This window comes from Ectopseudomonas khazarica (assembly GCF_017915135.1).
Classification (GTDB): Bacteria; Pseudomonadota; Gammaproteobacteria; order Pseudomonadales; family Pseudomonadaceae; genus Aquipseudomonas; species Aquipseudomonas khazarica.
On record NZ_CP068551.1, the window covers coordinates 2499675 to 2523824 of the forward strand.

Below are 24150 nucleotides of genomic sequence, written 5' to 3' on the forward strand. Positions count from 1 at the left end.
GGTAGCCCGCGCACGGTGGCGGGCGAGGGGCAGGGAGAGTGTTGTCAGCATCATGGCAGCAGTCCCTTGACGTTGATCGGCTCGGCCTCGTCCTGCGCGGCGCCCTTGGGCTTGCCGGCGATGGCCATGCCGGCGACGCGGTAGAAGTTGTAGTCCGGGTTCTTGCCGGGGCCGCTGATCAGCAGGTCTTCCTTCTCGTACACCAGATCCTGGCGCTTGAACTCGCCCATCTCGAAGTCGGGGGTGAGCTGGATCGCCGTGGTCGGGCAGGCTTCCTCGCACAGGCCGCAGAAGATGCAGCGCGAGAAGTTGATGCGGAAGAACTCCGGGTACCAGCGACCGTCATCGGTCTCGGCCTTCTGCAGCGAGATGCAGCCTACCGGGCAGGCCACGGCGCACAGGTTGCATGCCACGCAGCGCTCTTCGCCGTCGGGGTCGCGGGTGAGGACGATGCGGCCCCGGTAGCGCGGCGGCAGGTAGACCGGCTCTTCCGGGTATTGCAGGGTGTCACGCTTGCGAAAACCATGGCTGAAGACCATGGCCAGGCTGCGTAGCTGGGTGGCGGTGCCGACCAGCACGTCCCAGATGTATTTGAACATTGCGTTTCTCCTTACTGGGCCGCGGCCAGCACGAATGCGCCGGTCACCAGCAGGTTGATCAGGGTCAGCGGCAGGCAGAACTTCCAGCTGAAGGCCATGACCTGGTCATAGCGCGGGCGTGGGATCGACGCGCGCAGCAGGATGAAGATCATGATGAAGAAGGCCGTCTTCAGCGCGAACCAGAAGAACGGGATCTGCGGCAGGATGCCGAACGGGCCGTGCCAGCCACCGAAGAACAGCGTCACCAGCAGGGCCGAGACGGTGACGATGGCGACGTACTCGCCAACGAAGAACATGCCCCACTTCATCCCGGCGTATTCGATGTGGTAACCGTCGGCCAGCTCCTGTTCGGCTTCCGGCTGGTCGAACGGGTGACGGTGGGTCACGGCGACGGCAGCGATGAAGAAGGTACAGAAGCCGAAGAACTGCGGAATGATGAACCACAGGTTCTGCGCCTGGTAATCGACGATGTCGCGCATGTTGAACGAGCCGACCTGCGCCACCACACCCATCAGTGCCAGGGCCAGGAACACCTCGTAGGAGATGGTCTGGGCCGACGCGCGCAGGCTGCCGAGCAGGGCGAACTTGTTGTTGCTCGACCAGCCGGCGAACAGCACCGCGTAGACCGAAAGGCCGGCCATGGCGAAGAAGAACAGGATGCCGATGTTCAGGTCCGCCACCCCCCAGGTCGGGGTGATGGGGATGATGGCGAAGGCCATCAGCATCGCCGAGAAGGCGATCATCGGTGCCAGGATGAAGATGAACCTGTCGGCGAACGGCGGCGTCCAGTCCTCCTTGAAGAACATCTTGATCATGTCGGCGGCGATCTGGAACATGCCGAACGGCCCGACGCGGTTGGGGCCGTAGCGGTCCTGCCACCAGCCGAGCAGGCGCCGCTCGATGAAGCTCAGCAGCGCACCGCAGACCACCACCACCAGCAGGATGACGATGGCCTTGAGTACGGCGATGACGATCTCGATCAGTTCGGGCGTCAACCAGCTCATTGTGCGGCCTCCTGCAGCAGGGTCACGCTGGCACCGGCGAGCGTCGCCGGAATGCCCGGCAAGCCGAGCGGCAGGCCGACCAGGCCGACGCCCAGATCGTCACGCACCTGCAGCGGCAGGCGCAGGGCCTGGCCGTTGACGCGCAGGGCCAGCAGCGCACCGTCGTTCACCCCAAGGCGAGCCGCCTCGTCGCGGGCCAGGGCCACATAGGGCTCGGGCATGCGTTCCTGGATGGGTTTGGCGCGCGCGGAGTTTTCCTCGCTGCCGAACAGGTGGTGCAGCGGCGCCACCTGCCAGGTACCGGCCGCCGGGTTGAACGCAGCGTTCACCGCGAACCAGGGCAGCGCGTTGCCAGCGGCCTCGAGCAGACGCACGCCGGGGTCGCCGGCGCGCAGGTGACCACCGACCTCGTCCTGGAACTTGTTCCAGGCCTGCGGCGAGTTCCAGCCCGGCGACCAGGCGAACGGAATCTGCTGCCGGTCTTCCTTGCTGCCGGCGTAGCCTTCCATGGAGAAGGCGAAGGCCGAATCCTGATCCTGCGGCTGACGCGGCTCGTGCACGCTGATGTTGGCGCGCATGGCGGTGCGACCGCTGTAGCGATGCGGTTCGCGCGCCAGCTTGAGGCCCTTGATGCGGAACGCGGCGCTCGGCGCGGCGTCCCTGATGCCGGCCAGCAGCGGGTTGCTGGCGGCGCAGGCGTCGGTGACCTGGTCCAGCTGCGTCCAGTCCACGGCCTTGCCCTGCAGGGTGCTGTGCAGCGCGTGCAGCCAGCGCCAGCCCTCGCGGATCAGGATGTTGCTGTCGTAGTAACTCGGCTCATAGACCTGGAAGAAACGCTGGGCGCGGCCCTCGAGGCTGACCAGGGTGCCGTCGCCCTCGGCGAAGCTGGCCACCGGCAGCAGCAGGTGGGCGCGTTCGCTGGTCGCGGTGCGTTGGTGGTCGGCGACGATCACGCTCTGCGCGGCAGCCAGCGCGGCATCGACCTTGGCAGCATCGGCGCGGCGGTACAGGTCGTTCTCCAGCACGATCACGGCATCGGCCTGGCCGCTGCTCAGGGCCTGCAGCGCGGCGTCGACGGATTCGCCGCCGAGCAGGGCCAGGCCCAGGCTGTTGGCCTCGGGCACCACCAGGCTCAGCGAGCCGTTCTTCTCACGGTTCTTCAGGGCGCTGGCGATGTTGGCGGCCGCTTCGATCAGGGCCTTGTCGCCCAGCGAGGCACCGGACACGATCAGCGGGCGACTGGCGTTGGTCAGCGCAGCGGCGATGCGCTGTACCAGCTCGCGCGCCTCCGCTTCCAAGCCGTCCACGGCCGGGGCGCTGGGGTCGATGGCGTGGGCCACGGCGAAACCGATACGGGCCAGATCGGCCGGCGCGGCATGCACGCTCTCGGCGGCGACGTCATCCAGGCGGGTCTCGCCGACGCTGGCGATGAACAGGGGATGCCGGGCGTGCTGGGCGACGTTCTGCACGGCTGCCATGTGCCAGTCCTGGATGCGTGCGCCGGCGGCGATCTCGGTGGCCTTGCCCTTGACCGCCTGGCGCAGGGCCAGGGCCAGGCGCGCAGCGGTCTGGGTCAGGTCTTCGCCGAGGACGAAGATGGCGTCGTGCAGCTCGACATCGCGCAGCGTCGGCGTCGGCAGCGGGCCGTTGCGCAGGATGTCGCGGATCAGGCGAATGTTGTCCAGCTCGGCGGCCGCGATGCCACTGTAGTAGTGCTCGGCACCGACCAGTTCGCGCAGGGCGAAGTTGGCTTCGAGGCTGGCGCGCGGCGAGCCGATGCCGATCACGCGCTTGCCCTCGAGCAGCTCGGCGGCCTTGTCCAGCGCGGCATCGATGCCCAGCGGCTGACTCCCCAGCAGTGGCTGGCGCGGGCGATCCTCGCGGTTGACGTAGCCGTAGCCGAAACGGCCGCGGTCGCAGAGGAAGTACTGGTTGACCGAGCCGTTGAAGCGGTTCTCGATCCGGCGCAGTTCGCCGTAGCGCTCGCCGGGACTGATGTTGCAGCCGCTGGAGCAGCCATGGCAGATGCTTGGAGCGAACTGCATGTCCCACTTGCGGTTGTAGCGCTCGGAATGGGTCTTGTCGGTGAACACGCCGGTCGGGCAGACCTCGACCAGGTTGCCGGAGAACTCGCTTTCCAGCATGCCGTCCTCGACGCGACCGAAGTACACGTTGTCGTGGGCGCCATACACGCCCAGGTCGGTGCCGCCGGCGTAGTCCTTGTAGTAGCGCACGCAGCGGTAGCAGGCGATGCAGCGGTTCATCTCATGGGCGATGAACGGGCCAAGCTCCTGGTTCTGGTGGGTGCGCTTGGTGAAGCGATAGCGACGGGCGTTGTGCCCGGTCATCACCGTCATGTCCTGCAGGTGGCAGTGACCGCCTTCCTCGCACACCGGGCAGTCGTGCGGGTGGTTGGTCATCAGCCATTCGACGACGCTGGCGCGGAACGCCTTGGATTCCTCGTCGTCGATGCTGATCCAGGTGTTGTCGGTGGCAGGCGTCATGCAGGACATGACGATACGACCACGGGTGTCGTTCTCGTCGTTGTACTGCTTGACCGCACACTGCCGGCAGGCCCCGACGCTGCCAAGCGCGGGGTGCCAGCAGAAGTAGGGGATATCGAGGCCGAGGGACAGGCAGGCCTGCAGCAGGTTGTCCGCTCCATCGACTTCGAAATCTTTGCCGTCTACGTGGATAGTGGCCATTTCTTTGAGTCTTCGTTTACCCGCTTGCTAAAGCGGCTGGCTAAGGGAATTCGTCTGTTCAGCTCGCGGTCGCCGGCGTGCGGGGCGTGCTCGCCACCTGCGCCACACCGGCCTCGAACTCTTCACGGAAATACTTGATGGCGCTGCCCAGCGGCTCCACCGCACCGGGTGCGTGGGCGCAGAAGGTCTTGCCCGGGCCGAGGAAGTTGACCAGCCCGAGCAGGGTCTGGATGTCTTCGGCGGTACCCTGTTTGCGCTCCAGGGCGCGGAGAATCTTCACGCTCCACGGCAGACCATCGCGGCACGGCGTGCACCAGCCACAGGACTCGCGGGCGAAGAACTCTTCCATGTTGCGCAGCAGGGAGACCATGTTGATCGAGTCGTCCACCGCCAGCGCCAGGCCGGTGCCCATGCGCGTACCGACCTTGGCGATGCCGCCAGCGTACATCTGCGCCTCGAGGTGCTCGGGCAGCAGGAAACCGGTACCGGCGCCGCCCGGCTGCCAGCACTTGAGCCGGTAGCCGTCGCGCATGCCGCCGGCATGCTCCTCGAACAGTTCGCGCGCGCTGACGCCGAACGGCAGCTCCCACAGGCCGGGGTTCTTCACCTTGCCGGAGAAGCCCATCAGCTTGGTGCCATGGTCTTCGCTGCCCGGACGGGCGAGGCTCTTGTACCAGTCGACACCGCCAGAAACGATGGCGGGCACGTTGCACAGGGTCTCGACGTTGTTGACGCAGGTCGGCTTGCCCCACACGCCGACGGCAGCGGGGAAGGGCGGTTTGGCGCGCGGGTTGGCGCGGCGGCCTTCGAGCGAGTTGATCAGCGCGGTTTCTTCGCCACAGATGTAGCGCCCGGCGCCGGTATGCACGAACAGCTCGAAATCGAAACCGGAGCCGAAGATGTTCTTGCCCAGCAGACCGGCAGCCTTGGCTTCCTCGATGGCGCGGTTGAGGTTGGCGGCGGCGTCGACGTATTCGCCGCGCAGGAAGATGTAGCCACGGTAGGCCTTGAGCGCGCGAGCCGAGATCAGCATGCCTTCCACCAGCAGGTGCGGCAGCTGCTCCATGAGCATGCGGTCCTTCCAGGTGTTGGGCTCCATCTCGTCCGCGTTGCACAGCAGGTAGCGGATGTTCAGGGATTCGTCGGCCGGCATCAGGCCCCACTTCACGCCCGTGGGGAAGCCTGCACCGCCGCGGCCCTTGAGACCGGATTCCTTGACGGTCTGCACGATGTCGGCCTGGGCCATCTCGGTCAGCGCCTTGCGTGCGGCGGCATAGCCGTTCTTCGCCTGGTACTCGGCCAGCCATACCGGCTGGGCGTCGTCGCGCAGGCGCCAGGTCAGCGGGTGGGTCTCTTCGCTGCGGGCGATGCGGTTGGCCGGGCCGATGGAGGTGAGGGTCTTCATTTGTAGTCCTCCAGCAGCTTGGCTACGCCGTCCGCTCGAACGTCGCCGAAGGTGTCGTCGTCGATCATCACGGCCGGGGCCTTGTCGCAATTGCCCAGGCAGCACACCGGCAGCAGGGTGAAACGCTCGTCGGCGGTGGTCTGGCCGAGGCCGATGCCGAGCTGTTGCTGCATCTCGGCGAGCACCGACTCATGGCCGCCGATGTAGCAGGTCATGCTGTCGCATACGCGGATGACGTGGCGGCCGACCGGTTGACGGAAGATCTGGCTGTAGAAGGTGGCGACGCCCTCGACGTCGCTGGCGGGGATGCCGAGGATCGCGCCAATGGCATCGGCGGCGCCGTCCGGCACCCAGCCGCGCTCCTTCTGCACGATCTTCAGCGCCTCGATGCTGGCGGCGCGCGGGTCTTCGTAGTGATGCATCTCGTGCTCGATGGCCGAGCGTTCGGTTTCGCTGAGGACGAAACGGTCTGTCTGGATTAGCGTGCTCATGATCAGCGGTCCACGTCGGCCATGACGAAGTCGATACTGCCCAGATAGGCAATCAGGTCCGCCACCATGCTGCCGCGAATCACTGCGGGGATCTGCTGCAGGTGGGCGAAGCTGGGGGTGCGAATCCGGGTGCGGTAGCTCATGGTGCTGCCGTCGCTCGTCAGGTAATAGCTGTTGATGCCCTTGGTCGCCTCGATCATCTGGAAGGCTTCGTTGGCCGGCATGACCGGGCCCCAGGAAACCTGCAGGAAGTGCGTGATCAGGGTCTCGATGTGCTGCAGCGTGCGCTCTTTCGGTGGCGGTGTGGTCAGCGGGTGGTCCGCCTTGTACGGGCCTTCCGGCATGTTCTTCAGGCACTGGTCGATGATGCGGATGCTCTGACGCATCTCTTCCACGCGGACCATGCAGCGGTCGTAGGCGTCGCCATTGGCGGCCAGCGGCACCTCGAACTCGAAGTTCTCGTAGCCGGAGTAGGGGCGCGCCTTGCGCAGGTCGAAGTCGCAGCCGGTGGCGCGCAGACCGGCACCGGTGGTGCCCCATTCCAGCGCTTCCCTGGTGTTGTACTGCGCCACGCCGATGGTGCGCGCCTTGAGGATGCTGTTCTTCAGTGCCGCCTTCTCGTACTCGTCGAGGCGCTTGGGCAGCCAGTCGACGAACTCCTTGACCAGCTTGTCCCAGCCGCGTGGCAGGTCGTGGGCGACGCCGCCGATGCGGTACCAGGCCGGATGCAGGCGGAAGCCGGTGATGGCTTCGATCACCTTGTAGGCGCGCTGGCGGTCGGTGAAGGTGAAGAACACCGGGGTCATGGCGCCGACGTCCTGGATGTAGGTCCCCAGGAACAGCAGGTGGCTGGTGATGCGGAAGAACTCGGCGAGCATCACGCGGATGGTGTCGACCTTCTGCGGCACCTTGATGCCGGCCAGCTTCTCCACGGCCAGCACGTAGGGCAGGTTGTTCATCACCCCGCCGAGGTAGTCGATGCGGTCGGTGTAGGGGATGAAGCTGTGCCAGCTCTGGCGCTCGGCCATCTTCTCGGCGCCACGGTGGTGGTAGCCGATCTCCGGCACGCAGTCGACGATCTCTTCACCGTCGAGCTGCAGGATGATGCGGAAGGCACCGTGCGCGGAAGGGTGGTTGGGGCCGAGGTTGAGGAACATGTAGTCCTCGTGCTCGCCGCCGCGTTTCATGCCCCAGTCCTCCGGGCGGAAGCGCGCGGCTTCTTCCTCGAGCTGCTGCTTGGCCAGAGTCAGGCTGAAGGGGTCGAACTCGGTGGCGCGCGCCGGATAGTCCTTGCGCAGCGGGTGGCCTTCCCAGGTCGGCGGCATCATGATGCGGCTCAGGTGCGGGTGGCCGGTGAAGGTGATGCCGTACAGGTCCCAGACCTCACGCTCGTACCAGTTGGCGTTGGGCCAGATGCCGGTGGCGCTCGGCAGGTTGAGATCGCCCTCGCGCAGCGCCACCTTGATCATCACGTCACTGTTACGCTCCAGCGACATTAGGTGGTAGAACACAGTGAAGTCGGCATCCGGCAGGCCGCGACGCTGGGTGCGCAGGCGCTCGTCGACGCCGTGCAGGTCATAGAGCATCACGTAGGGGCGCGGCAGCTTGCGCAGGCAGGTGAGCACCTCGATCAGGCGCTCGCGGGCGACCCAGAGAACCGGCATGCCGGTGCGGGTGCTTTGCAGGGTGAAACTGTCGTCGCCGAATTGGGCGCGCAGTTCGGCGACGACGTCCTGGTCGTCAGCTTTGTATGGCGGTATGGACACAACGGTGTCTGCAGTCATGGTCTCGGTCGCTATCGAACAACGTAGAAAGTGGGCGTGAGGCTTGCGCAGGCAAGCATCGGCTCAGACTTCGTCAGGGCTACGCAGGTTGGTAACGGCGATTCGCTGCTCGCGGCGCTGTTCCTTTTGCGAAGGCATTTCGGCACGGTAGATGCCTTGGTCGCCTACGACCCAGGATAGCGGGCGGCGCTCCTGGCCGATGGATTCCTGCAGCAGCATCAAGCCTTGCAGGAACGCCTCCGGACGGGGCGGGCAGCCGGGAATGTAGACGTCCACGGGGAGGAACTTGTCCACGCCCTGAACGACCGAGTAGATGTCGTACATGCCGCCGGAGTTGGCGCATGAACCCATGGAGATGACCCACTTGGGCTCCAGCATCTGCTCATAGAGACGCTGGATGACCGGCGCCATCTTGATGAAGCAGGTGCCGGCGATGACCATGAAGTCGGCCTGACGCGGTGACGCACGAATGACTTCGGCGCCGAAGCGTGCGACGTCGTGCGGTGCGGTGAAGGCGGTGGTCATTTCCACATAGCAGCAAGAGAGGCCGAAGTTGTACGGCCACAGGGAATTCTTGCGCCCCCAGTTGACCGCGCCGCTCAGCACGTCCGAGAGCTTGCCCATGTAGATGTTCTTGTGAACCTGGTCCTCTAGCAGCGGGTCGGAGACGACCTCCCGCTGGCCGATCGGATACGCCTCATTGGGCGCATCCGGGTCGACCCGAGTAAGTTTGTATTGCATCGCCAAAGCCTCATTGTTTTAGCTTCGCCTGCCGTTCACGACGTCCCTGCGGTGCCCAATCGAGCGCGCCGATACGCCAAAGATAGACAAGACCTGCCAACAGAATTGCTATGAAAACTGTAGCTTCGATCAGGCCCGCCCAGCCGCTTTCGCGCACCGAGACAGCCCAAGCGAAGAGATAGAGGGCTTCAACGTCGAAGATCACGAAGAGCATCGCGACCAGATAGAACTTGGCTGACAGGCGCAGACGCGCGCTGCCGGTGGGAAGCATGCCCGACTCGAACGGCTCGTTCTTGCTGCGGCCCCACGCCTTGCTGCCAAGCAGGCTGGAGACGCCGAGCATGAAGGCGATGAGCCCGCAGACACCCAGCAAGAAAACAGCGAAAGCCCAGTTCTGGGACATGGTCGTTACCGCATCAGGCATGCCGGTACTCCTTGAAATTAAGGAACGGCTTTTAATTTAGTAGTCGCCTAACGCCATCGAGGGCGCTGACGCAAAGTGTGTATACAATACTATGTGCACGCCAACTGTAAGTAAATTTTTCAGAGAAAAATTATTCTCGCAGTTTGATCATTTCTGTCGAGCTTGTGATTGACAGGCGCCCGCAGTGCCGTTCTTGAGCCTTTCGCTCGTCCCGTCGTCCCCGCAACTATAGCTGGCAACCCCTCGCTGGCAACTTTGCGCCGCAAATTCAGCTGACTAATCTGCCTTATTTCCGTCCCGGATGAGCCGCCGCGAAATGAGCAATTCATTGCCACTTTGGTGTTGGGGCGAAAGCAGCAGGTGCAGGCCTGTGTCATGGGCAAAGGTATAAGCAGAAGCCGCGATTATCACTAAACGATATGCCTTCCTGGGTGTTGCGCCCGCGATCTTGTACTAGCGTGCATGAATCGCCGGAGCGCGATGCATCATTGATCGAGCAGTGCCCACCAACCGCTGGGTCTGCGCTGTTGCCCCTGCCTGGGTATGCCGGCCCTTCGTACGAATAACAAGATGAGGGGTTTTGCCATGCCTGTCGCCCAGTCCCTGTCGCGTATCGTTCCTGTCGTTCTGCTACTCGCCCTGAGTGCGCCTGCCAGCGCCGAGCAGGGCGACTACAGCTTCTGGCAGACCTTGAGCAATCTGGTTTCCCCTCCTGGGGCCGATAACCCGGTCATGCCGGCGCAGCGCGTCGGGCCTTATCCGCTGCTGGCCAATCCGAGCGGCTTCAACAGTGGCTTCAATGCTAGCAACTACTACGGTTGGCAGACCATCCAGATGGCGCCGGAAACCGGCGCGGTGTGCGGCAATGGCTCGCCCTACAAGTTCTTCATCAACCGGGTGCCGAATACCCGCAACACCATCGTCTACCTGGAGGGTGGCGGTGCCTGCTGGGACTACGCCAGCTGCAGCGGGCAGGCCGGCATTCGCGGTGCGCGCAACCCCGACGGGATCGCCGACGACTACATGTCGCTGCTCAATCCGGGGGCGAGCCTGGTCAGCCCGTTCGTGGTGCGCCTGCATCCCTGGACGCGGGTGAAGACGCAGAACTGGAACATGGTCTACGTGCCGTACTGCACCGGTGACATCTATTCCGGCGACAAGGTGGCGGTGTATGACGACCCGCAGGGGCAGCAGCCCCTGGTCTGGCATCACAACGGCCTGCGCAACATGCGCGCCGTGGTGGGGTGGCTCAAGGACAACCTGCCGCGCCCCACGCAGATGCTGACCACAGGGTGCAGCGCCGGCGGCGCCGGCAGCCTGACCAACTATGCCAACCTGCGCCAGGACATGGCGCCCAGTCGCGGCTACCTGGTCAACGACTCCGGGCCGGTCTACACCGCCCTGGCGGGGGACAACCAGCGCTATCCGTCCTATCCGCTGCAAGCCTTCATTCGTCAGGCCTGGGGCCTGGATGCCGAGCAGGGACCACTGCAGTACCTGCAGGCGCGCCTGCCCGGCTTCGACAGGAGCGACCTGGGCAGCCTCTACCCGGCGCTCTCGAGTAACCTGCCGGGTGATCGCATGGGCCATACGCACTTCTGGCAGGACCTGAACTACTCCGCCTATTCCTACGAGCGCTTCTATCCGGAGATCGTCAACGCGCCGGACCAGGCGACCAAGGAAGCGCTGATCAAGCAACGCTGGGCGACCGATACGTCGCGCCTGCGCAGCCAGCTGGCCAGCCTGGGGAATGTCGGGGGCTACTTCCCGCAGTTTCGTGACGTCAACGAAAGCCACTGCACCAGCATCATCGAGTTCGCCAATGCCGATATCCAGGAGCAGAACCTGCAACTGGACAACTTCGTCAGCAGCGTGCTCGACGGCAGCGGGCAAGTGCTGGAAGCATCGGAAAGCAGTGATGTGGCCGACCGCAACAAGCCGTTCAATCTGCTGTATTACCTGCTCGACCAACTGCTCTGAACGGATGATCGGCTAGTGCTGCGGCGGCGCCTCTGCCGCGGCGCTAGCTGTCCGGGCGTTGTCGATAGTTGCGTTCGCGCGCCTCCTGCAGACGCTGGCGCAGGTACTGATCGCGGGACAGGCCGTCGGGAATGCTCTGCAGGGCCAGCACTTCCTCGACGATGCGCTTCTCCTCGGCCTTGTAGCGTGCGAAGTTCGGGTCGACCCGTTGCGCCTGCCTGGCCTCGCGCTCTGCACTGAGGGCCTGGTAACGCCTGATCAGGGCTTCGGCGCGGCGCTTCTGTTCCTGCTCGTCTGTGCTGACGGCCCTGATCAGGCCGATCTGCAGCAGCAAGGCTTCGCTCAGCGCCAGCTCGCCCCTGCGTTCCAGTGCGTCGACGCCTTCACTCAGTTGCTGCGCTTGCGCCTCGCGGCCGTCAGCGTCGAGTTCGCTGGCGTGCTCGATGAAGCCCCGGTAACGCCGATGGAACTCCAGACGCCGTTCCTGCTGCTGAACTTCGGGTTTCGCCAGCAGTTGCAGCTGCTCCTCGCTGAGGTCGGCCGGGGCTGGCGCGGGGCTGCCTTGCGCGGCTTGCGCCGTGGGCACCTGCGCGGGCTGCGGGATGGCGGAATGCAGGGTATCAGGACGCTGCCAGTACCAGGCGAGTGTCACGCTGCCCAATACGAGGCAGCTGCCGAACAGCAGGGAAGAGCGAGGCATGGGCGGTCCTTGCGCGAGTCGAGTGTGTTCCAGCTTAGAAGCCGCGGCTGCGCCTTGCCTGTTCCATGCGTCGATTGCATGCGCCGCCCCTCGCGCGGTGGCGCGAGAGGGGCGCGGCTGGGTCAGAGCAGCGGCTTGCCGTCGTCGCGGGTGACGATCACGGTGGCCGAGCGTGGACGGCGACCGGCACCGTCCGGCCAGGTGCTGCGGAAGTTCGTCGAGGTCGAGCCTTCACCCGGGTGCTGGATGTTGACGAATAGCGTGCGGAAGTCCGGCGTGGCGGTGATGCCGGTGACCTCGCAGCCAACCGGGCCGACCAGGAAGCGCTTGACCTCGCCGGTGACGGGCTCGGCCACCAGCATCTGGTTGTTGCCGAACGGGCCGCTGGCCAGCTGGCTGCCGCTCATGTCGGTCTGGATCCACAGGCGACCGTCGTTATCGAACCAGAGGCCGTCCGGGCTGGCCAGGCGATTGTCGGCGGTCAGCGGCCTGCCGTTGGGGTCGAGACTGTCGCCTTCCGGCCCGGCCAGCAGGAACAGGCTCCAGACGAACTCGCGGCCGGCATGATCGCGGCTCTGCTCGCGCCAGCGGATGATGTGGCCATAGGCGTTGGCCGGGCGCGGGTTGGCGGCGTCCACGACGGTGCGCGAGGTGTTGTTGGTCAGGGTGAAATAGATGTCGCCGTTCTGCGGGTTCATCGCCCCCCATTCCGGCCGGTCCATCTTGGTGGCGCCCACGATGTCGGCCGCCAGGCGGGTGTTGATCAGCACCTCGCCCTGGTCGGCGAAGCTGACCCCGGCAGCCCTGCAGGCCGCCTGGAAGGCCTTGTTGCGGATGTCCAGCGCCAGCCATTCGCCCTTGCCATTGGCCTTGAAGCGCGCCACGTAGAGGGTGCCCTCGTCGAGCAGGCTGCCGTTGCTGCGCCCCGGAATGTACTTGCCACGGCTGACGAACTTGTAGATGTACTCGTTCTGCGAGTCGTCGCCGGAGTAGCAGACCACCGGGCGCCCCGGCTTGGTCGGGGCGAACACCAGGCCCTCGTGGGCGAAGCGGCCCAGGGCGGTGCGCTTGACCGGTGCGGCTTCGGGGGCGAAGGGATCGATCTCGACGATCCAGCCGAAGTGGTTGGGCTCGTTGCGATAGTCGCCACTGGCGTTGGCGGCCAGGCGGGTGGCGTTGAAGCGCTGAAATTCGTCACCGGCCAGGTGATCCCAGCCGTAGCGGCTGGCACTGCCGACTTCGTAGCGCGTCATTTCGCGCGGACGCTCGGCGTCGCCGCTGGCGAAGTAGCCGGCCCAGTTTTCCTCGCAGGTCAGGTAGGTGCCCCAGGGGGTGAAGCCGTTAGAGCAGTTGTTCAGCGTGCCGCGCGTGGCGGTGCCGTCCGGGCTGTAGCGGGTGCTGAGCAGGGCGTGGCCGCGCGCCGGGCCGCTGATCTGCATCGGTGTCGCGCCGGTGATGCGGCGATTGCGGGCGCTGGGCAGTACCTCCCACTGGCCGCGGTTGCGACGAACTTCCACCACCGAAACCCCGTGGGCGTTGATTTCCTTGCGGACCTCGTCGGCGCTGCTGCGCTTGCCGTCGACCAGCGTCGGGCCGTTGGGGTGCAGCAGCGGGGCGTCGATGTACTCGTGGTTGAGGACCAGCAGACCGTGGTCGCTCTTGTGGCCGGCACCGCGCTGACCATCGATGGGGAAGAAGTGCATGCCGTCGTGGTGCATGCCCACCTGATCGGCCTGATCGGCGGCGCTGTTGCCGGCATTGTCGAGGAATGCCGGGAAGCTGCCGCGAATGGGCGTGCCCCAGGGAATGAAGGGTGTGGCCTTGTAGCCGGCCGCCACCGCCGTGAACGGCAGACGCTTGCCGCGTTTCTTCAGGCGTTCGAGCAGGTCCTTGAGCGGATTCCCGGCGGCTTCGGCACTGCCGGGCAGGGCGACGCCGAGGAAGCCCATGACACCGAGTGCCGCACCGCCTGCAACCACCTGGCGGCGGCTCAGTCCGGCCTCGATCAGGTCATTGATATGGGGGTTGCTGGAGGCGTTGCTGAGGGGTTCATCGCCATTGCCGAATAGCACGTCTTGCTCTTGTTCGATACGCACGGTGGGCTCCTTGATTGGGCTGATCGACGGAGCTATGACGCTAATCAAGGAAAACGACGGAATCGTGACAGTGCCTGCGCACTGCCGCACAAATCGGCCAGAAAAGGGCGCTCATGCGCCTGCCCGGCAGGTTGAACGCAGGGGATAAAAAAAGCCCCGGCAGGGTCGGGGCGGATTAGGCAAAAGAACTGCTGCGGATGCGTGGTCCGCAGCAGAGAACCGTTCTTAGTGGAACTGGTTCATGGTGTTGTCTTTACCGCTTGCCTTCAGAGCAGCTTCGCCAGCGAAGTACTCCTTGTGGTTGTCGCCGATGTCGGAGCCAGCCATGTTCTGGTGCTTGACGCAGGCGATGCCCTGACGCAGTTCCTGACGCTGAACGCCTTTCACGTAGGCCAGCATGCCCTGGTCGGCGAAGTAGCCCTTGGCCAGGTTGTCGGTAGACAGCGCGGCGGTGTGGTAGGTCGGCAGGGTGATCAGGTGGTGGAAGATGCCGGCCTGAGCGGAACCATCGCGCTGGAAGGTGCGGATCTTCTCGTCGGCAACCTGAGCCAGTTCGGTCTCGTCGTACTCGACGCTCATCAGCTTGGCGCGGTCGTAGGCGGAAACATCCTTGCCTTCGGCGGCCATGGCGTCGAACACCTGCTGGCGGAAGTTCAGGGTCCAGTTGAAGGACGGGCTGTTGTTGTAAACCAGCTTGGCGTTCGGGATGACTTCGCGGATGCGGTCAACCATGCCCTTGATCTGGCCAACGTGCGGCTTCTCGGTTTCGATCCACAGCATGTCGGCGCCGTTCTGCAGGCTGGTGATGCAGTCCAGTACGCAGCGGTCTTCGCCAGTGCCCTTGCGGAACTGGAACAGGTTGGACGGCAGACGCTTCGGACGCAGCAGCTTGCCTTCGCGCTTGATCACGACATCACCGTTGCCCAGCTCGGCGTCGGAGATTTCGTCGCAGTCGAGGAAGGAGTTGTACAGGTCGCCCAGGTCGCCCGGCTCTTTGGTCACGGCGATCTGCTTGGTCAGACCGGCACCCAGGGAGTCGGTACGAGCGACGATCACGCCGTTGTCGATGCCCAGCTCGAGGAACGCGTAGCGAACGGCAGCGATCTTGGCGAGGAAGTCGGCGTGTGGAACGGTCACTTTGCCGTCCTGGTGGCCGCACTGCTTCTCGTCGGAAACCTGGTTCTCGATCTGGATGCAGCAGGCACCGGCTTCGATCATGCGCTTGGCCAGCAGGTAGGTGGCTTCCGGGTTACCGAAGCCAGCGTCGATGTCGGCGATGATCGGGACGATGTGGGTCTCGTGGTTGTCGATCTGCGCCTGGATCTCGGCAGCCTTGGCGTGGTCGCCAGCCTCACGGGCGGCGTCCAGGGCGGTGAACAGCAGGTCCAGCTCGCGGCTGTCAGCCTGGCGCAGGAAGGTGTACAGCTCTTCGATCAGGTCGGAGACGGCAGTCTTCTCGTGCATCGACTGGTCCGGCAGCGGGCCGAAGTCGGAACGCAGGGCCGCGACCATCCAGCCGGACAGGTACAGGTAGCGCTTGTTGGTGGTCTTCAGGTGCTTCTTGATCGAGATCAGCTTCTGCTGACCGATGAAGCCGTGCCAGCAGCCCAGGGACTGGGTGTAGACGGACGAATCGGCGTCGTACTCGGCCATGTCCTTGCGCATGATGTCAGCGGTGTACTGAGCGATTTCCAGACCGGTCTTGAAGCGGTTCTGAGCGCGCATACGGGCGACGGACTCTGGGTTGATAGCGCTCCAGCTGCTGCCGAATTTCTCTTTCAGAGCGGCTACAGCCTTGATGTCGTTTTGATATGCGGACATGGTCAATCCTTCAGAAAATGTGTTGGTTGAGCACCGACTACCCACTCAATGCGCGCACGGATGCGGCGGCTGCGGGAGGCTTCCACTTGAACGGCGAGAAAACGGCTGGGGCGAGGATGTACCGCGAGGAGGGGGGATGCAGCTAACAGTTCGGTAACGTCGCCGGTGCGGGTCGGCTCGTGGAAACCTTGGGCACCTGCTGGGCTTTCGATCTGTCTGACGCTAAACGCTTCCCCGTCCCTCAGGACAACTACGTTCCAGTCGCAACCTCGTCGTACGGCCTTGTGGGCTGTTGGGACACGGATCGTCGCGAAGTACTTCGCGGGCGATCTGGAGATCCTTTTCAGGACCCCTGGCTAGCGGGAGCGAGGCCATCATGCCTCTGGTGAAATGCTTCGTCAAACGTTTTGTAGTGGTTTTTTAAAACTACTACATATTCAGTAGATGACCGGTTGGTCATTGATGGCAGCCCATGGGGCGGGCGTTTCAGGCATTTCGCGGGCTGCGCGCACTGTCCATGCTGCGCAGGGCGAAAGGGGCATGCGACTTTGGTCGGGGGTCAGTCGAGGGCTTCGACCTTGAGGCGCAGCGACATGTCTTCGCGGCCTTGCGTGGTCTGACGGCGCAGCACGTCGCGGCCGTCGGAGCTGGTTTGCTCGCTGACGCCCCCCAGGGTGATCCACTCGCCGAGCCGACCACTGACGCGGGTGTCGGTGCTCTGCACGTCGATCACGTTGGAGCGGTTGCTGCTGACGCGGTCACGCTGGCTGCTGATGGTCACGTGCACCAGTTCGCCGGACAGGCTGGCCGTCACGTAGAAGCCGCGCGTCACGTCGCGATACTGGGTGTCCTGATAGACCTGGCCGTAGGGGCCGGTGCTGGTGGTGGTCAGCGGCACGCTCTGGCCCACCTGGATCAATGCCGGATAGCCTTCGGTCGCCTGCACCTGCTGGGTGCCGCCACCACGGCTGTCGGTGCTGCGGCGGATGATGCGCACCTGGTCGCGACCATTCACCTCGCCGCGCCCCACCTGGACCTCGGCGTTGCCGGCGCTGAGCGTGCCGTCGACGCGGTAGCCGCGATCGTTCTGGTAATTGCTGTCGCTGCTTTCCACGGTGATCAGCAGCCGGCGTGGCTGGGTGTCGAGCTGCTGCAGAAGCAGGCGAACTTCGCCGATCTTGCCCGGCGATGCGTTGACGATCAGTTGATTGCCATAGGCGCTGACCCGGCCTTCGTTGCCCAGCATCGACTGCACCACGCCGAGCACGTCGTCGGCGGTGCGGTAGTTCAGTGGGATCACTTCGGTCGCCGCATGCAGGGGCAGGCATAGACCAAGGAGCAGGGTGGCGAGCAGCGTGCGCAGGGTCATAGCAGAAAGCTCCGCAGGTCAGGATCGGTGATGCTGGTATCCCAGGCCTGATCGAACTGGGCCTGACGCTGGCGCACGCGTGCCGGGTCGGCATACAGCGCGTAGCCGGCCTGCTGGTCGAGCTCGGGGCGCAGCAGCAGGCCTCGGTCGTCGGCGATCAGGTAGGCCAGTTCGTCACTGGGGTAATCGGGGTTGAGCTTGCGGATATGCAGATTGGACGACAGCCGCCGGGACAGGGTGAGCAGGCGATGGCCATCCTTCACCGCGCGCGTCGGGTCGCGCAACAGGATGCGCAGGCGCGCGCGCGGACTGGAGAGCAGGAAGCGGGTGCAGGCCTGCTGCACGCTGCTGTGGTGATACAGCCATGGCTCCAGATCGTCGCTGTACAGGCACAGGCTGCGCTGCGCCTGCTGGATCAGCGCCAGGACGTGGGCGCGGGCCTCCTGCGGCTGGCTGAAGCGCTCCAGGCGCTCGTGCTGGCCGAGGATGAAGGGCGCCGGCTCCCACTGCGCGACATCTGGCGTGACGGGCTCGGGATTGTGCACGGCAAAACGCCCCGGCGACTCGAATTCGATAGCCGCCAGCTCGCTGGGCGCTTGCGTATCGTCCGTATCGACCGGGGCGTCTTCGTTGTCCATCGCTTCCTCTACTGGCTGGTGCGCACCATGTCCACGTGCGGGATGCCGGCGTCGAGATATTCGTCGCTGACTATCCTGAAGCCTAGCCTTTCATAGAACGGCGTGGCATGCACCTGAGCGGTGAGCATTTGCTGACGCAGGCCGCGCTTTTCCGCCTCGGCGATCACCGCTTGCATCAGCGTCTCGCCCACCTTGAGGCCGCGCCAGTCCTTGAGCACCGAGACGCGGCCGATATGGCCGTCGGGCAGTAGGCGCGCCGTGCCGACCGCGTAGTCGCCTTCCTCGACGAGAAAATGCACGGCATCGGCGTCCTCGGCGTCCCACTCCAGCTCCGGCGGAACGGACTGTTCGGCGACGAAAACGGTGTCCCGAATCCGCCGCAGCTCGGCATTGTCCTTATGCCAGTCCGCCACGCGGACAGTGATCTCACTCATCGGCGAACCCCAGGCTTCCCTGTTTGACCAGTTCCCAGAGCAGGGTACGCCCTTCGTCGTCGGCCAGCCAGGCGCCGAGGTTCTCGACATGCAGCGCGTCGGCGCTGCAGATCAGCTTCAGCAGTTCGCGCAGGCGAGCCGTGACCAGGCGGCTCTGGCCGCTGGCGAACAGCACCAGGTCTTCGCCGACTTCCGACCAGGCCATGCGTGCGCTGGGATTGCGGATGATGATCGCGCCATCTTCCAGGGCGCCGAGGAAATCCTCTTCGCCGATCTCGATGCCAGCGACCAGCTCGGGGTACTTGGGCTCGGTCATGAACTGGCCGAACCAGGTCATCAGCAGGCGCTCGTCACTCATGTGCTCGTTGAGCAGGGCCTTGAGGCGCTCCAGGGCGTCGCGCTGGATCTGGTGCGGATCTTCGCTCGGCTGGATGTCGGCGTCGCTGTAGCGCTCTTCGTCGGGCAGGAACTGGCCGAGGAAATCGGTGAAATGGGTCAGTACTTCGGCAGCGCTTGGCGCGCGGAAGCCCACGGAATAGGTCATGCAATCATCCTCGGCAATGCCGTTGTGGGCCAGGCACGGCGGCAGATAGAGCATATCGCCGGGCTCCAGCACCCACTCTTCAGTTGGTTCGAATTCGGCCAGGATCTTCAGATCGGCGTGGGGGAGCAGCGGGCTGTCGGAATCGCACATCTGGCCCACTTGCCAGCGGCGATGGCCATGGGCCTGCAGCAGGAATACGTCGTAGTTGTCGAAATGCGGGCCGACGCCGCCACCGGGGGCGGCGAAGCTGATCATCAGGTCGTCGATGCGCCACTTGGGCAGGAACTTGAAGTCCTCCAGCAGCTCGGCGACCTCGGGCACGAACTGGTCGACCGCCTGAATCAGCAGGGTCCAGTCGCGTTCCGGCAGGTCCTGGAAGGTGTCCTCGTTGAACGGGCCGCGCTGCAGTTCCCAGGGGCGCTCGCCATGCTCGATGACCAGGCGCGATTCGACTTCCTCTTCCAGCGCCAGCCCCGCCAGTTCGTCCGGGCTGATCGGACTCTCGAAATCGGGGATGGCCTGGCGCACCAGCAGCGGTTTCTTCTGCCAGTAGTCGCGCAGGAACTCGCGGGCTGTGAGGCCACCCAGCAATTGCAGCGGAGTATCAGGATTCATCGGTAAGCCCTTGAAATGGATAAAAACCTTTAAACAAAAACGCCCGGCTCAGCCGGGCGTCCTCGAGGCTGGTGTCGCTCAGATGCGCTTGGCCTGGGCCACGGCGTTACCGATGTAGCGCGCCGGGGTCAGTTGCTTGAGCTCTTCCTTGGCGGCGGTCGGCATGTCCAGGCCGTCGATGAAGGCCAGCAGGGCCTCGGGGCTAATGCCCTTGCCGCGGGTCAGCTCCTTGAGCTTCTCGTAGGGGTTCTCGATGGCGTAACGGCGCATCACGGTCTGGATCGGCTCGGCGAGCACTTCCCAGCAGGCATCCAGGTCTTCAGCAATACGTTGAGCATTGAGCTCCAACTTGCTGATTCCCTTGAGGCTTGCTTCATAGGCGATGACGCTGTGGGCGAAACCGACGCCGAGGTTGCGCAGCACGGTGGAGTCGGTCAGGTCACGCTGCCAGCGGGAGATCGGCAGCTTGCTGGCCAGGTGCTGGAAGATTGCATTGGCGATGCCCAGGTTGCCTTCGGAGTTCTCGAAGTCGATCGGGTTGACCTTGTGCGGCATGGTCGAGGAGCCGATTTCGCCCGCGATGGTCTTCTGCTTGAAGTAACCGAGGGAGATGTAGCCCCACACGTCGCGATCGAAGTCGATCAGGATGGTATTGAAGCGGGCAATGGCGTCGAACAGTTCGGCGATGTAGTCGTGCGGCTCGATCTGGGTGGTGTAGGGGTTCCAGGTCAGGCCCAGGTCACCTTCGATGAACTGGCGGGCGTTGGCTTCCCAGTCGATGCTCGGGTAGGCCGACAGGTGCGCGTTGTAGTTGCCCACGGCGCCGTTGATCTTGCCCAGCAGCGGCACGGCGGCGACTTGCGCGATCTGCCGCTCGAGGCGGTAGACGACGTTGGCCAGTTCCTTGCCCAGGGTGGTCGGCGAGGCCGGCTGGCCGTGGGTGCGCGACAGCATCGGTACGTCGGCGAACTTCACCGACAGTTCGCGAATGGCGCCTGCCAGCTGCTTCATCAGCGGCAGCAGCACGTCGTCGCGACCTTCACGCAGCATCAGCGCGTGGGACAGGTTGTTGATGTCCTCGCTGGTGCAGGCGAAGTGGATGAATTCGCTGACCTTGTCCAGCTCCGGCAGCTTGGCGGCCTGCTCCTTGAGCAGGTATTCCACGGCCTTGACGTCGTGGTTGGTGGTGCGCTCGATTTCCTTCACACGCTCGGCGTGCTCGACGGCGAAGTTTTCCGCCAGCTCGTTGAGCAGGGCGTTGGCTTCGGCGGAGAAGGGCGCCACTTCCGGGATGCCTTCGTGCGCGGCGAGGCGCTGCAGCCAGCGCACTTCGACCAGTACGCGGCTACGGATCAGGCCGTACTCGCTGAAGATGGGGCGCAGGGCGCTGGTTTTGCCGGCGTAGCGGCCGTCGACGGGGGAAACCGCGGTGAGCGAGGAAAGCTGCATGTGGGCGTTCTCGGGCTGTCGGGCTGATCAGTCGTCCGGGTGCCGCGTTGCGTCGGGCCTGCTTGGGTGAAACGGGCCTTGGCTCGCGCGCCAGGACGACCTCTGAAGAAAAGGGCGCATATCATACATGAAAACCAACGCTTCGCCGCCTATGCGCTGCGTCTGGCGACCGATAGCAGGCTGGCGGCGAAAATCAGCGCCGCGCCGAGCAGCGACAGGGTGTCCGGCGTCTCGTCCCAGAGCAGCCAGGCGATGATGCCGCCGAAGACGATGGCCAGGTAGGCGAAGGGGCCGATCAGCCCCGGCGGCGCGAGGCCGTAGGCGCGGGACATGATGATCTGGCTGGCGGTGGCCAGCAGGCCGATGCCGACGAGCCAGCCCAGCTGGGTGGCGTCCAGCGGCTGCCAGCTCCAGGTCAGCGGAATGGCGGAAAACAGCGCGCTGAACAGCGAGAAGTAGAAAACGATGCGGGTGGCCGGCTCGCTGTCGCTCATTTCACGGATGGAAACGAAGGCGAAGGCTGCCAGCAGGCTGGCGGCCAGGCCGATCAGGGCGGCACCCTCGAACAGTGCGGCACTGGGCTTGGCCACCAGCAGCACGCCGCACAGGCCGACGAGGCTGCTGACCAGCATGCGCCGGGTCAGCGGCTCTTTCAGCCAGAGATGGGCGATCAGCGGGGTGAAGACCGGCGCCGAGTAGGTGAACAGCATGGCGTCAGCCAGGGGCAGGTGGGCGATGGCGTAGAAGAAGCAGTACATCGCCGCCAGGCCGTAGGTGGTGCGCCACAGGTGCGACTTGAGGCGAGTGGTGCGCATCGGCGCGACGCCGCGGACCAGGACCAGGGGCAGGAAGAACAGCACGCCGACCAGGTTGCGGAAGAACACCACCGACTCGTTGTTGACGCTGACGGATATCTCGCGAATACCAACGCCGGTAAAGGCGAACAACAGGGCCGAGAGCGCCAGCAGCAGGGCACCCTGGAGGGGTTTGACGCTGCGGCTGGCTGGGCTCATGGTCAGGTGCGCATCAGTTCATAGAGTTCTTTGAGCAGCTTGCCGCGGCTGAATACCAGCTGCCAGCGGTGTCCGCCCAGTTGTCGCCACAGGCGTGCCGAGCGGATGCCGGCCAGCAGCAGGGAGCGAATCTTCGCGGCATTGTTCGGCTGCTGCAGGAAGCGCATGTCACCATGCACCTGAATGCGCTGGCGGAAGGTGCTGATGGTGTCCTGATACAGGCCGCCGCAGGCCGCGATGACGTTGTCGTGCACCAGGCCGAAATGCTCCACCTGCTGCTGGATCTGGTCGAGACGGCTGCCCATGATCTGCAGCATGTCGTCGCGCTTGTCGAGTTGCCGCTCCAGGCCGATGAGGGCCAGGGAATAGCGCAGCGGCTCGCGCTGCAAGGCGGCCGGATTGCGCTCCAGCGAGCTGATCAGGGCGCGATAGCCGTCACGCAGGTTGAGGTCGTCGCCGCCATACACGTCCAGCGTGCTCTTCGGGTCGCGTACCAGCAGGCTGCCGAGCATGCAGCTCATCGAGGCTTCGCTGACCTGGCCGGTGCGGGCGATCTTGTCCGCCAGCACGGCCGCTTCGAACACGGCGCCGAGTGCAACCAGTTGCTCCTGAAGCGGGGTCATCGGGCGTCCTCGTGCCAGGCTTCTGCGCTTTCGATCACGCCGCCGCCGAGGCACACCTCGCCGTCGTAGAACACCACGGACTGCCCCGGGGTGACGGCGCGCTGCGGCTCGTCGAAGACGGCGCGGTAGCCGTTCTCGCTCTGCTCCAGGGTGCAGAGCTGGTCGCGCTGGCGATAGCGCACCTTGGCGGTCAGGCGACGCGGGCTGCTCAGGTCCACCGGGTTGACCCAGTAGATTTCCGAGGCGAGCAGGGCGCGGGAGAACAGCCAGGGGTGTTCGTTGCCCTGGCCGACGATCAGCACGTTGCGCGTCAGGTCCTTGCGCAGCACGTACCAGGGGTCATCGCCGGCGTCCTTCATGCCGCCGATGCCGAGGCCCTGGCGCTGGCCGATGGTGTGGTACATCAGGCCGTGATGGCGCCCGATCACCTGGCCGTCGGTGGTTTCGATGTCGCCCGGCTGGGCAGGCAAATACTGCTTGAGGAAGTCGCTGAAACGACGTTCACCGATGAAGCAGATGCCGGTGGAATCCTTTTTCTTCGCCGTGGCCAGTTCGTACTTCTCGGCAATGGCGCGTACCTGCGGTTTTTCCAGCTCGCCAACCGGGAACAGGGTCTTGGCGATCTGCTCGCCGCCGACGGCATGCAGGAAATAGCTCTGGTCCTTGTTCGGGTCCAGTCCCTTGAGCAGCTCGGTGCGGCCGTCGATATCGCGGCGGCGCACATAGTGCCCGGTGGCGATCAGGTCGGCGCCGAGCGACAGGGCGTAGTCGAGGAAGGCCTTGAACTTGATCTCGCGGTTGCACAGGATGTCCGGGTTCGGCGTGCGTCCGGCCTTGTATTCGGCGAGGAAATGCTCGAACACGTTGTCCCAGTACTCGGCGGCGAAGTTGGCGGTGTGCAGCTTGATGCCGATGCGCTCGCATACGGCCTGGGCGTCGGCCAGGTCGTCCATGGCGGTGCAGTACTCGGTACCGTCGTCTTCGTCCCAGTTCTTCATGAACAGGCCTTCGACCTGATAGCCCTGTTCCATCAGCAGCAGGGCGGAAACGGACGAATCGACGCCGCCGGACATGCCGACGATCACGCGTTGGGTGCTAGGTGCTTGCATGGGAATCTGCGAGTGAAGCCTGAAAAGCTGCCGAGTCTACCAGAAAGCCTTGGTCCGCCCCACACGACGACGCGCCGCGTGCGCGGGATCGGCGTTGCCGCCGCGACGGTCAGTCACGGAGCAGCTCCAGTGAGCCGCTGACACCCTGCAGATAATCATCCACGCAGCGCAGTACCAGCTCGCTGCGCCAGCGTTCGGGTTGCGCGGCCAGTTCGTCACGGCTCAGCCAGGTGATGCCGCTGATGTCGCTGTCCAGTTCGCGCGCGGGGTCATGGCGCAGTGGACGGGCGCTGAAGCACACGCGCTGGTAGGTCACGCCGTTGCTTGGCGCGGTGTAGAGGTAGATGCCCAGAAGGCCGGTCAGCTCCACGTCCCAGCCGGTTTCCTCGAGCGTTTCACGCAGCGCGGCTTCGCGCAGCGATTCGTTGGCTTCCAGGTGTCCGGCAGGCTGGTTGAGCACCAGACGCCCGGCCTTGAACTCTTCGACGAAGAGGAAGCGGCCCTGGTCTTCGATGACCGTGGCCACGGTGATATGGGGTTGCCACTGCATGTCGTTGGCTCCACGGGGAAGTGTTGGGGGGCAGGGGTTCGCGCTATAAAAAAGAA

Annotated in this window: 21 protein-coding genes; 1 reads left to right on the plus strand and 20 read right to left on the minus strand. The window is 64.7% G+C overall.

All coding sequences use genetic code 11. The annotated features are described in order from the left end of the window. Positions 1-50: 50 nt before the first annotated feature. The 8 genes from nuoI to JLK41_RS11925 form a co-directional block, all read right to left on the minus strand. Positions 51-599, minus strand: coding sequence for an NADH-quinone oxidoreductase subunit NuoI (gene nuoI / locus JLK41_RS11890; RefSeq protein WP_037055870.1), 549 nt, complete (start codon positions 597-599; stop codon positions 51-53). 11 nt (positions 600-610) lie between these two features. After that, positions 611-1603: an NADH-quinone oxidoreductase subunit NuoH gene (gene nuoH / locus JLK41_RS11895; RefSeq protein ID WP_037055871.1), complete on the minus strand. Its 993-nt coding sequence runs from the start codon at positions 1601-1603 to the stop codon at positions 611-613. After that, a complete protein-coding gene (nuoG, locus tag JLK41_RS11900; RefSeq protein WP_210391070.1) occupies positions 1600-4308 on the minus strand; it encodes an NADH-quinone oxidoreductase subunit NuoG in 2709 nt (902 codons plus the stop codon). Before nuoG ends, nuoH begins: the two co-directional genes overlap by 4 nt. A 58-nt stretch (positions 4309-4366) precedes the next feature. Beyond that, the gene (gene nuoF / locus JLK41_RS11905; protein WP_210391071.1) at positions 4367-5713 is read right to left on the minus strand and encodes an NADH-quinone oxidoreductase subunit NuoF; all 1347 of its coding nucleotides are present in this window, start codon (positions 5711-5713) and stop codon (positions 4367-4369) included. Then, positions 5710-6210 carry an NADH-quinone oxidoreductase subunit NuoE gene (nuoE, locus tag JLK41_RS11910; protein WP_175252955.1) on the minus strand — a complete coding sequence of 167 codons (501 nt, stop codon included), beginning with the start codon at positions 6208-6210 and terminating at the stop codon, positions 5710-5712. Before nuoE ends, nuoF begins: the two co-directional genes overlap by 4 nt. Then, positions 6207-7988: an NADH-quinone oxidoreductase subunit C/D gene (gene nuoC / locus JLK41_RS11915; RefSeq protein WP_037055874.1), complete on the minus strand. Its 1782-nt coding sequence runs from the start codon at positions 7986-7988 to the stop codon at positions 6207-6209. The genes nuoE and nuoC overlap by 4 nt, the downstream gene beginning before the upstream one ends. 63 nt (positions 7989-8051) lie before the next feature. Then, positions 8052-8729 (minus strand): NuoB/complex I 20 kDa subunit family protein, encoded by a 678-nt coding sequence (locus JLK41_RS11920; RefSeq protein ID WP_210391072.1) that lies wholly within the window; start codon positions 8727-8729, stop codon positions 8052-8054. Between the two features lie 10 nt (positions 8730-8739). Beyond that, positions 8740-9153: an NADH-quinone oxidoreductase subunit A gene (locus JLK41_RS11925; protein ID WP_037055877.1), complete on the minus strand. Its 414-nt coding sequence runs from the start codon at positions 9151-9153 to the stop codon at positions 8740-8742. Positions 9154-9738: 585 nt separating this feature from the next. Here JLK41_RS11925 and JLK41_RS11930 point away from each other — a divergent pair. Next, positions 9739-11133, plus strand: a complete 1395-nt coding sequence (locus tag JLK41_RS11930) for a pectin acetylesterase-family hydrolase (protein ID WP_210391073.1) — start codon at positions 9739-9741, stop codon at positions 11131-11133. Between the two features lie 43 nt (positions 11134-11176). On the opposite strand, the gene JLK41_RS11935 is transcribed toward JLK41_RS11930, so the two are convergent. From JLK41_RS11935 to JLK41_RS11990, 12 genes are all read right to left on the minus strand, one after another. Further along, positions 11177-11833 carry a hypothetical protein gene (locus tag JLK41_RS11935; protein WP_210391074.1) on the minus strand — a complete coding sequence of 219 codons (657 nt, stop codon included), beginning with the start codon at positions 11831-11833 and terminating at the stop codon, positions 11177-11179. A gap of 122 nt (positions 11834-11955) precedes the next feature. Continuing rightward, positions 11956-13929 (minus strand): PhoX family protein, encoded by a 1974-nt coding sequence (locus tag JLK41_RS11940; protein ID WP_210391075.1) that lies wholly within the window; start codon positions 13927-13929, stop codon positions 11956-11958. 225 nt (positions 13930-14154) lie between these two features. Continuing rightward, positions 14155-15750, minus strand: a complete 1596-nt coding sequence (locus tag JLK41_RS11945; protein WP_037055884.1) for an isocitrate lyase — start codon at positions 15748-15750, stop codon at positions 14155-14157. 559 nt (positions 15751-16309) lie between these two features. Then, the gene (locus tag JLK41_RS11950) at positions 16310-17119 is read right to left on the minus strand and encodes a secretin N-terminal domain-containing protein (protein WP_210391076.1); all 810 of its coding nucleotides are present in this window, start codon (positions 17117-17119) and stop codon (positions 16310-16312) included. Next, entirely contained in the window at positions 17116-17757 is a 642-nt protein-coding gene (locus JLK41_RS11955) for a DUF7931 domain-containing protein (RefSeq protein ID WP_210391077.1), read from the minus strand. The genes JLK41_RS11950 and JLK41_RS11955 overlap by 4 nt, the downstream gene beginning before the upstream one ends. Before the next feature lie 8 nt (positions 17758-17765). Further along, positions 17766-18191, minus strand: a complete 426-nt coding sequence (locus tag JLK41_RS11960; RefSeq protein WP_037055889.1) for a GNAT family N-acetyltransferase — start codon at positions 18189-18191, stop codon at positions 17766-17768. Beyond that, positions 18184-19350, minus strand: coding sequence for a ribosomal protein uL16 3-hydroxylase (locus tag JLK41_RS11965; RefSeq protein ID WP_150609535.1), 1167 nt, complete (start codon positions 19348-19350; stop codon positions 18184-18186). The genes JLK41_RS11960 and JLK41_RS11965 overlap by 8 nt, the downstream gene beginning before the upstream one ends. Positions 19351-19428: 78 nt before the next feature. Continuing rightward, the gene (gene purB, locus JLK41_RS11970; RefSeq protein ID WP_150609537.1) at positions 19429-20799 is read right to left on the minus strand and encodes an adenylosuccinate lyase; all 1371 of its coding nucleotides are present in this window, start codon (positions 20797-20799) and stop codon (positions 19429-19431) included. A gap of 149 nt (positions 20800-20948) precedes the next feature. Next, positions 20949-21812, minus strand: a complete 864-nt coding sequence (locus JLK41_RS11975; protein ID WP_134675878.1) for a DMT family transporter — start codon at positions 21810-21812, stop codon at positions 20949-20951. Positions 21813-21814: 2 nt separating this feature from the next. Further along, on the minus strand, positions 21815-22435 hold the full coding sequence (hflD, locus tag JLK41_RS11980; protein ID WP_037055898.1) for a high frequency lysogenization protein HflD: 621 nt from the start codon (positions 22433-22435) through the stop codon (positions 21815-21817). Next, entirely contained in the window at positions 22432-23544 is a 1113-nt protein-coding gene (mnmA, locus tag JLK41_RS11985) for a tRNA 2-thiouridine(34) synthase MnmA (protein ID WP_134675876.1), read from the minus strand. The genes hflD and mnmA overlap by 4 nt, the downstream gene beginning before the upstream one ends. A gap of 109 nt (positions 23545-23653) precedes the next feature. Next, entirely contained in the window at positions 23654-24094 is a 441-nt protein-coding gene (locus tag JLK41_RS11990) for an NUDIX hydrolase (RefSeq protein ID WP_037055902.1), read from the minus strand. Positions 24095-24150 lie beyond the last annotated feature (56 nt).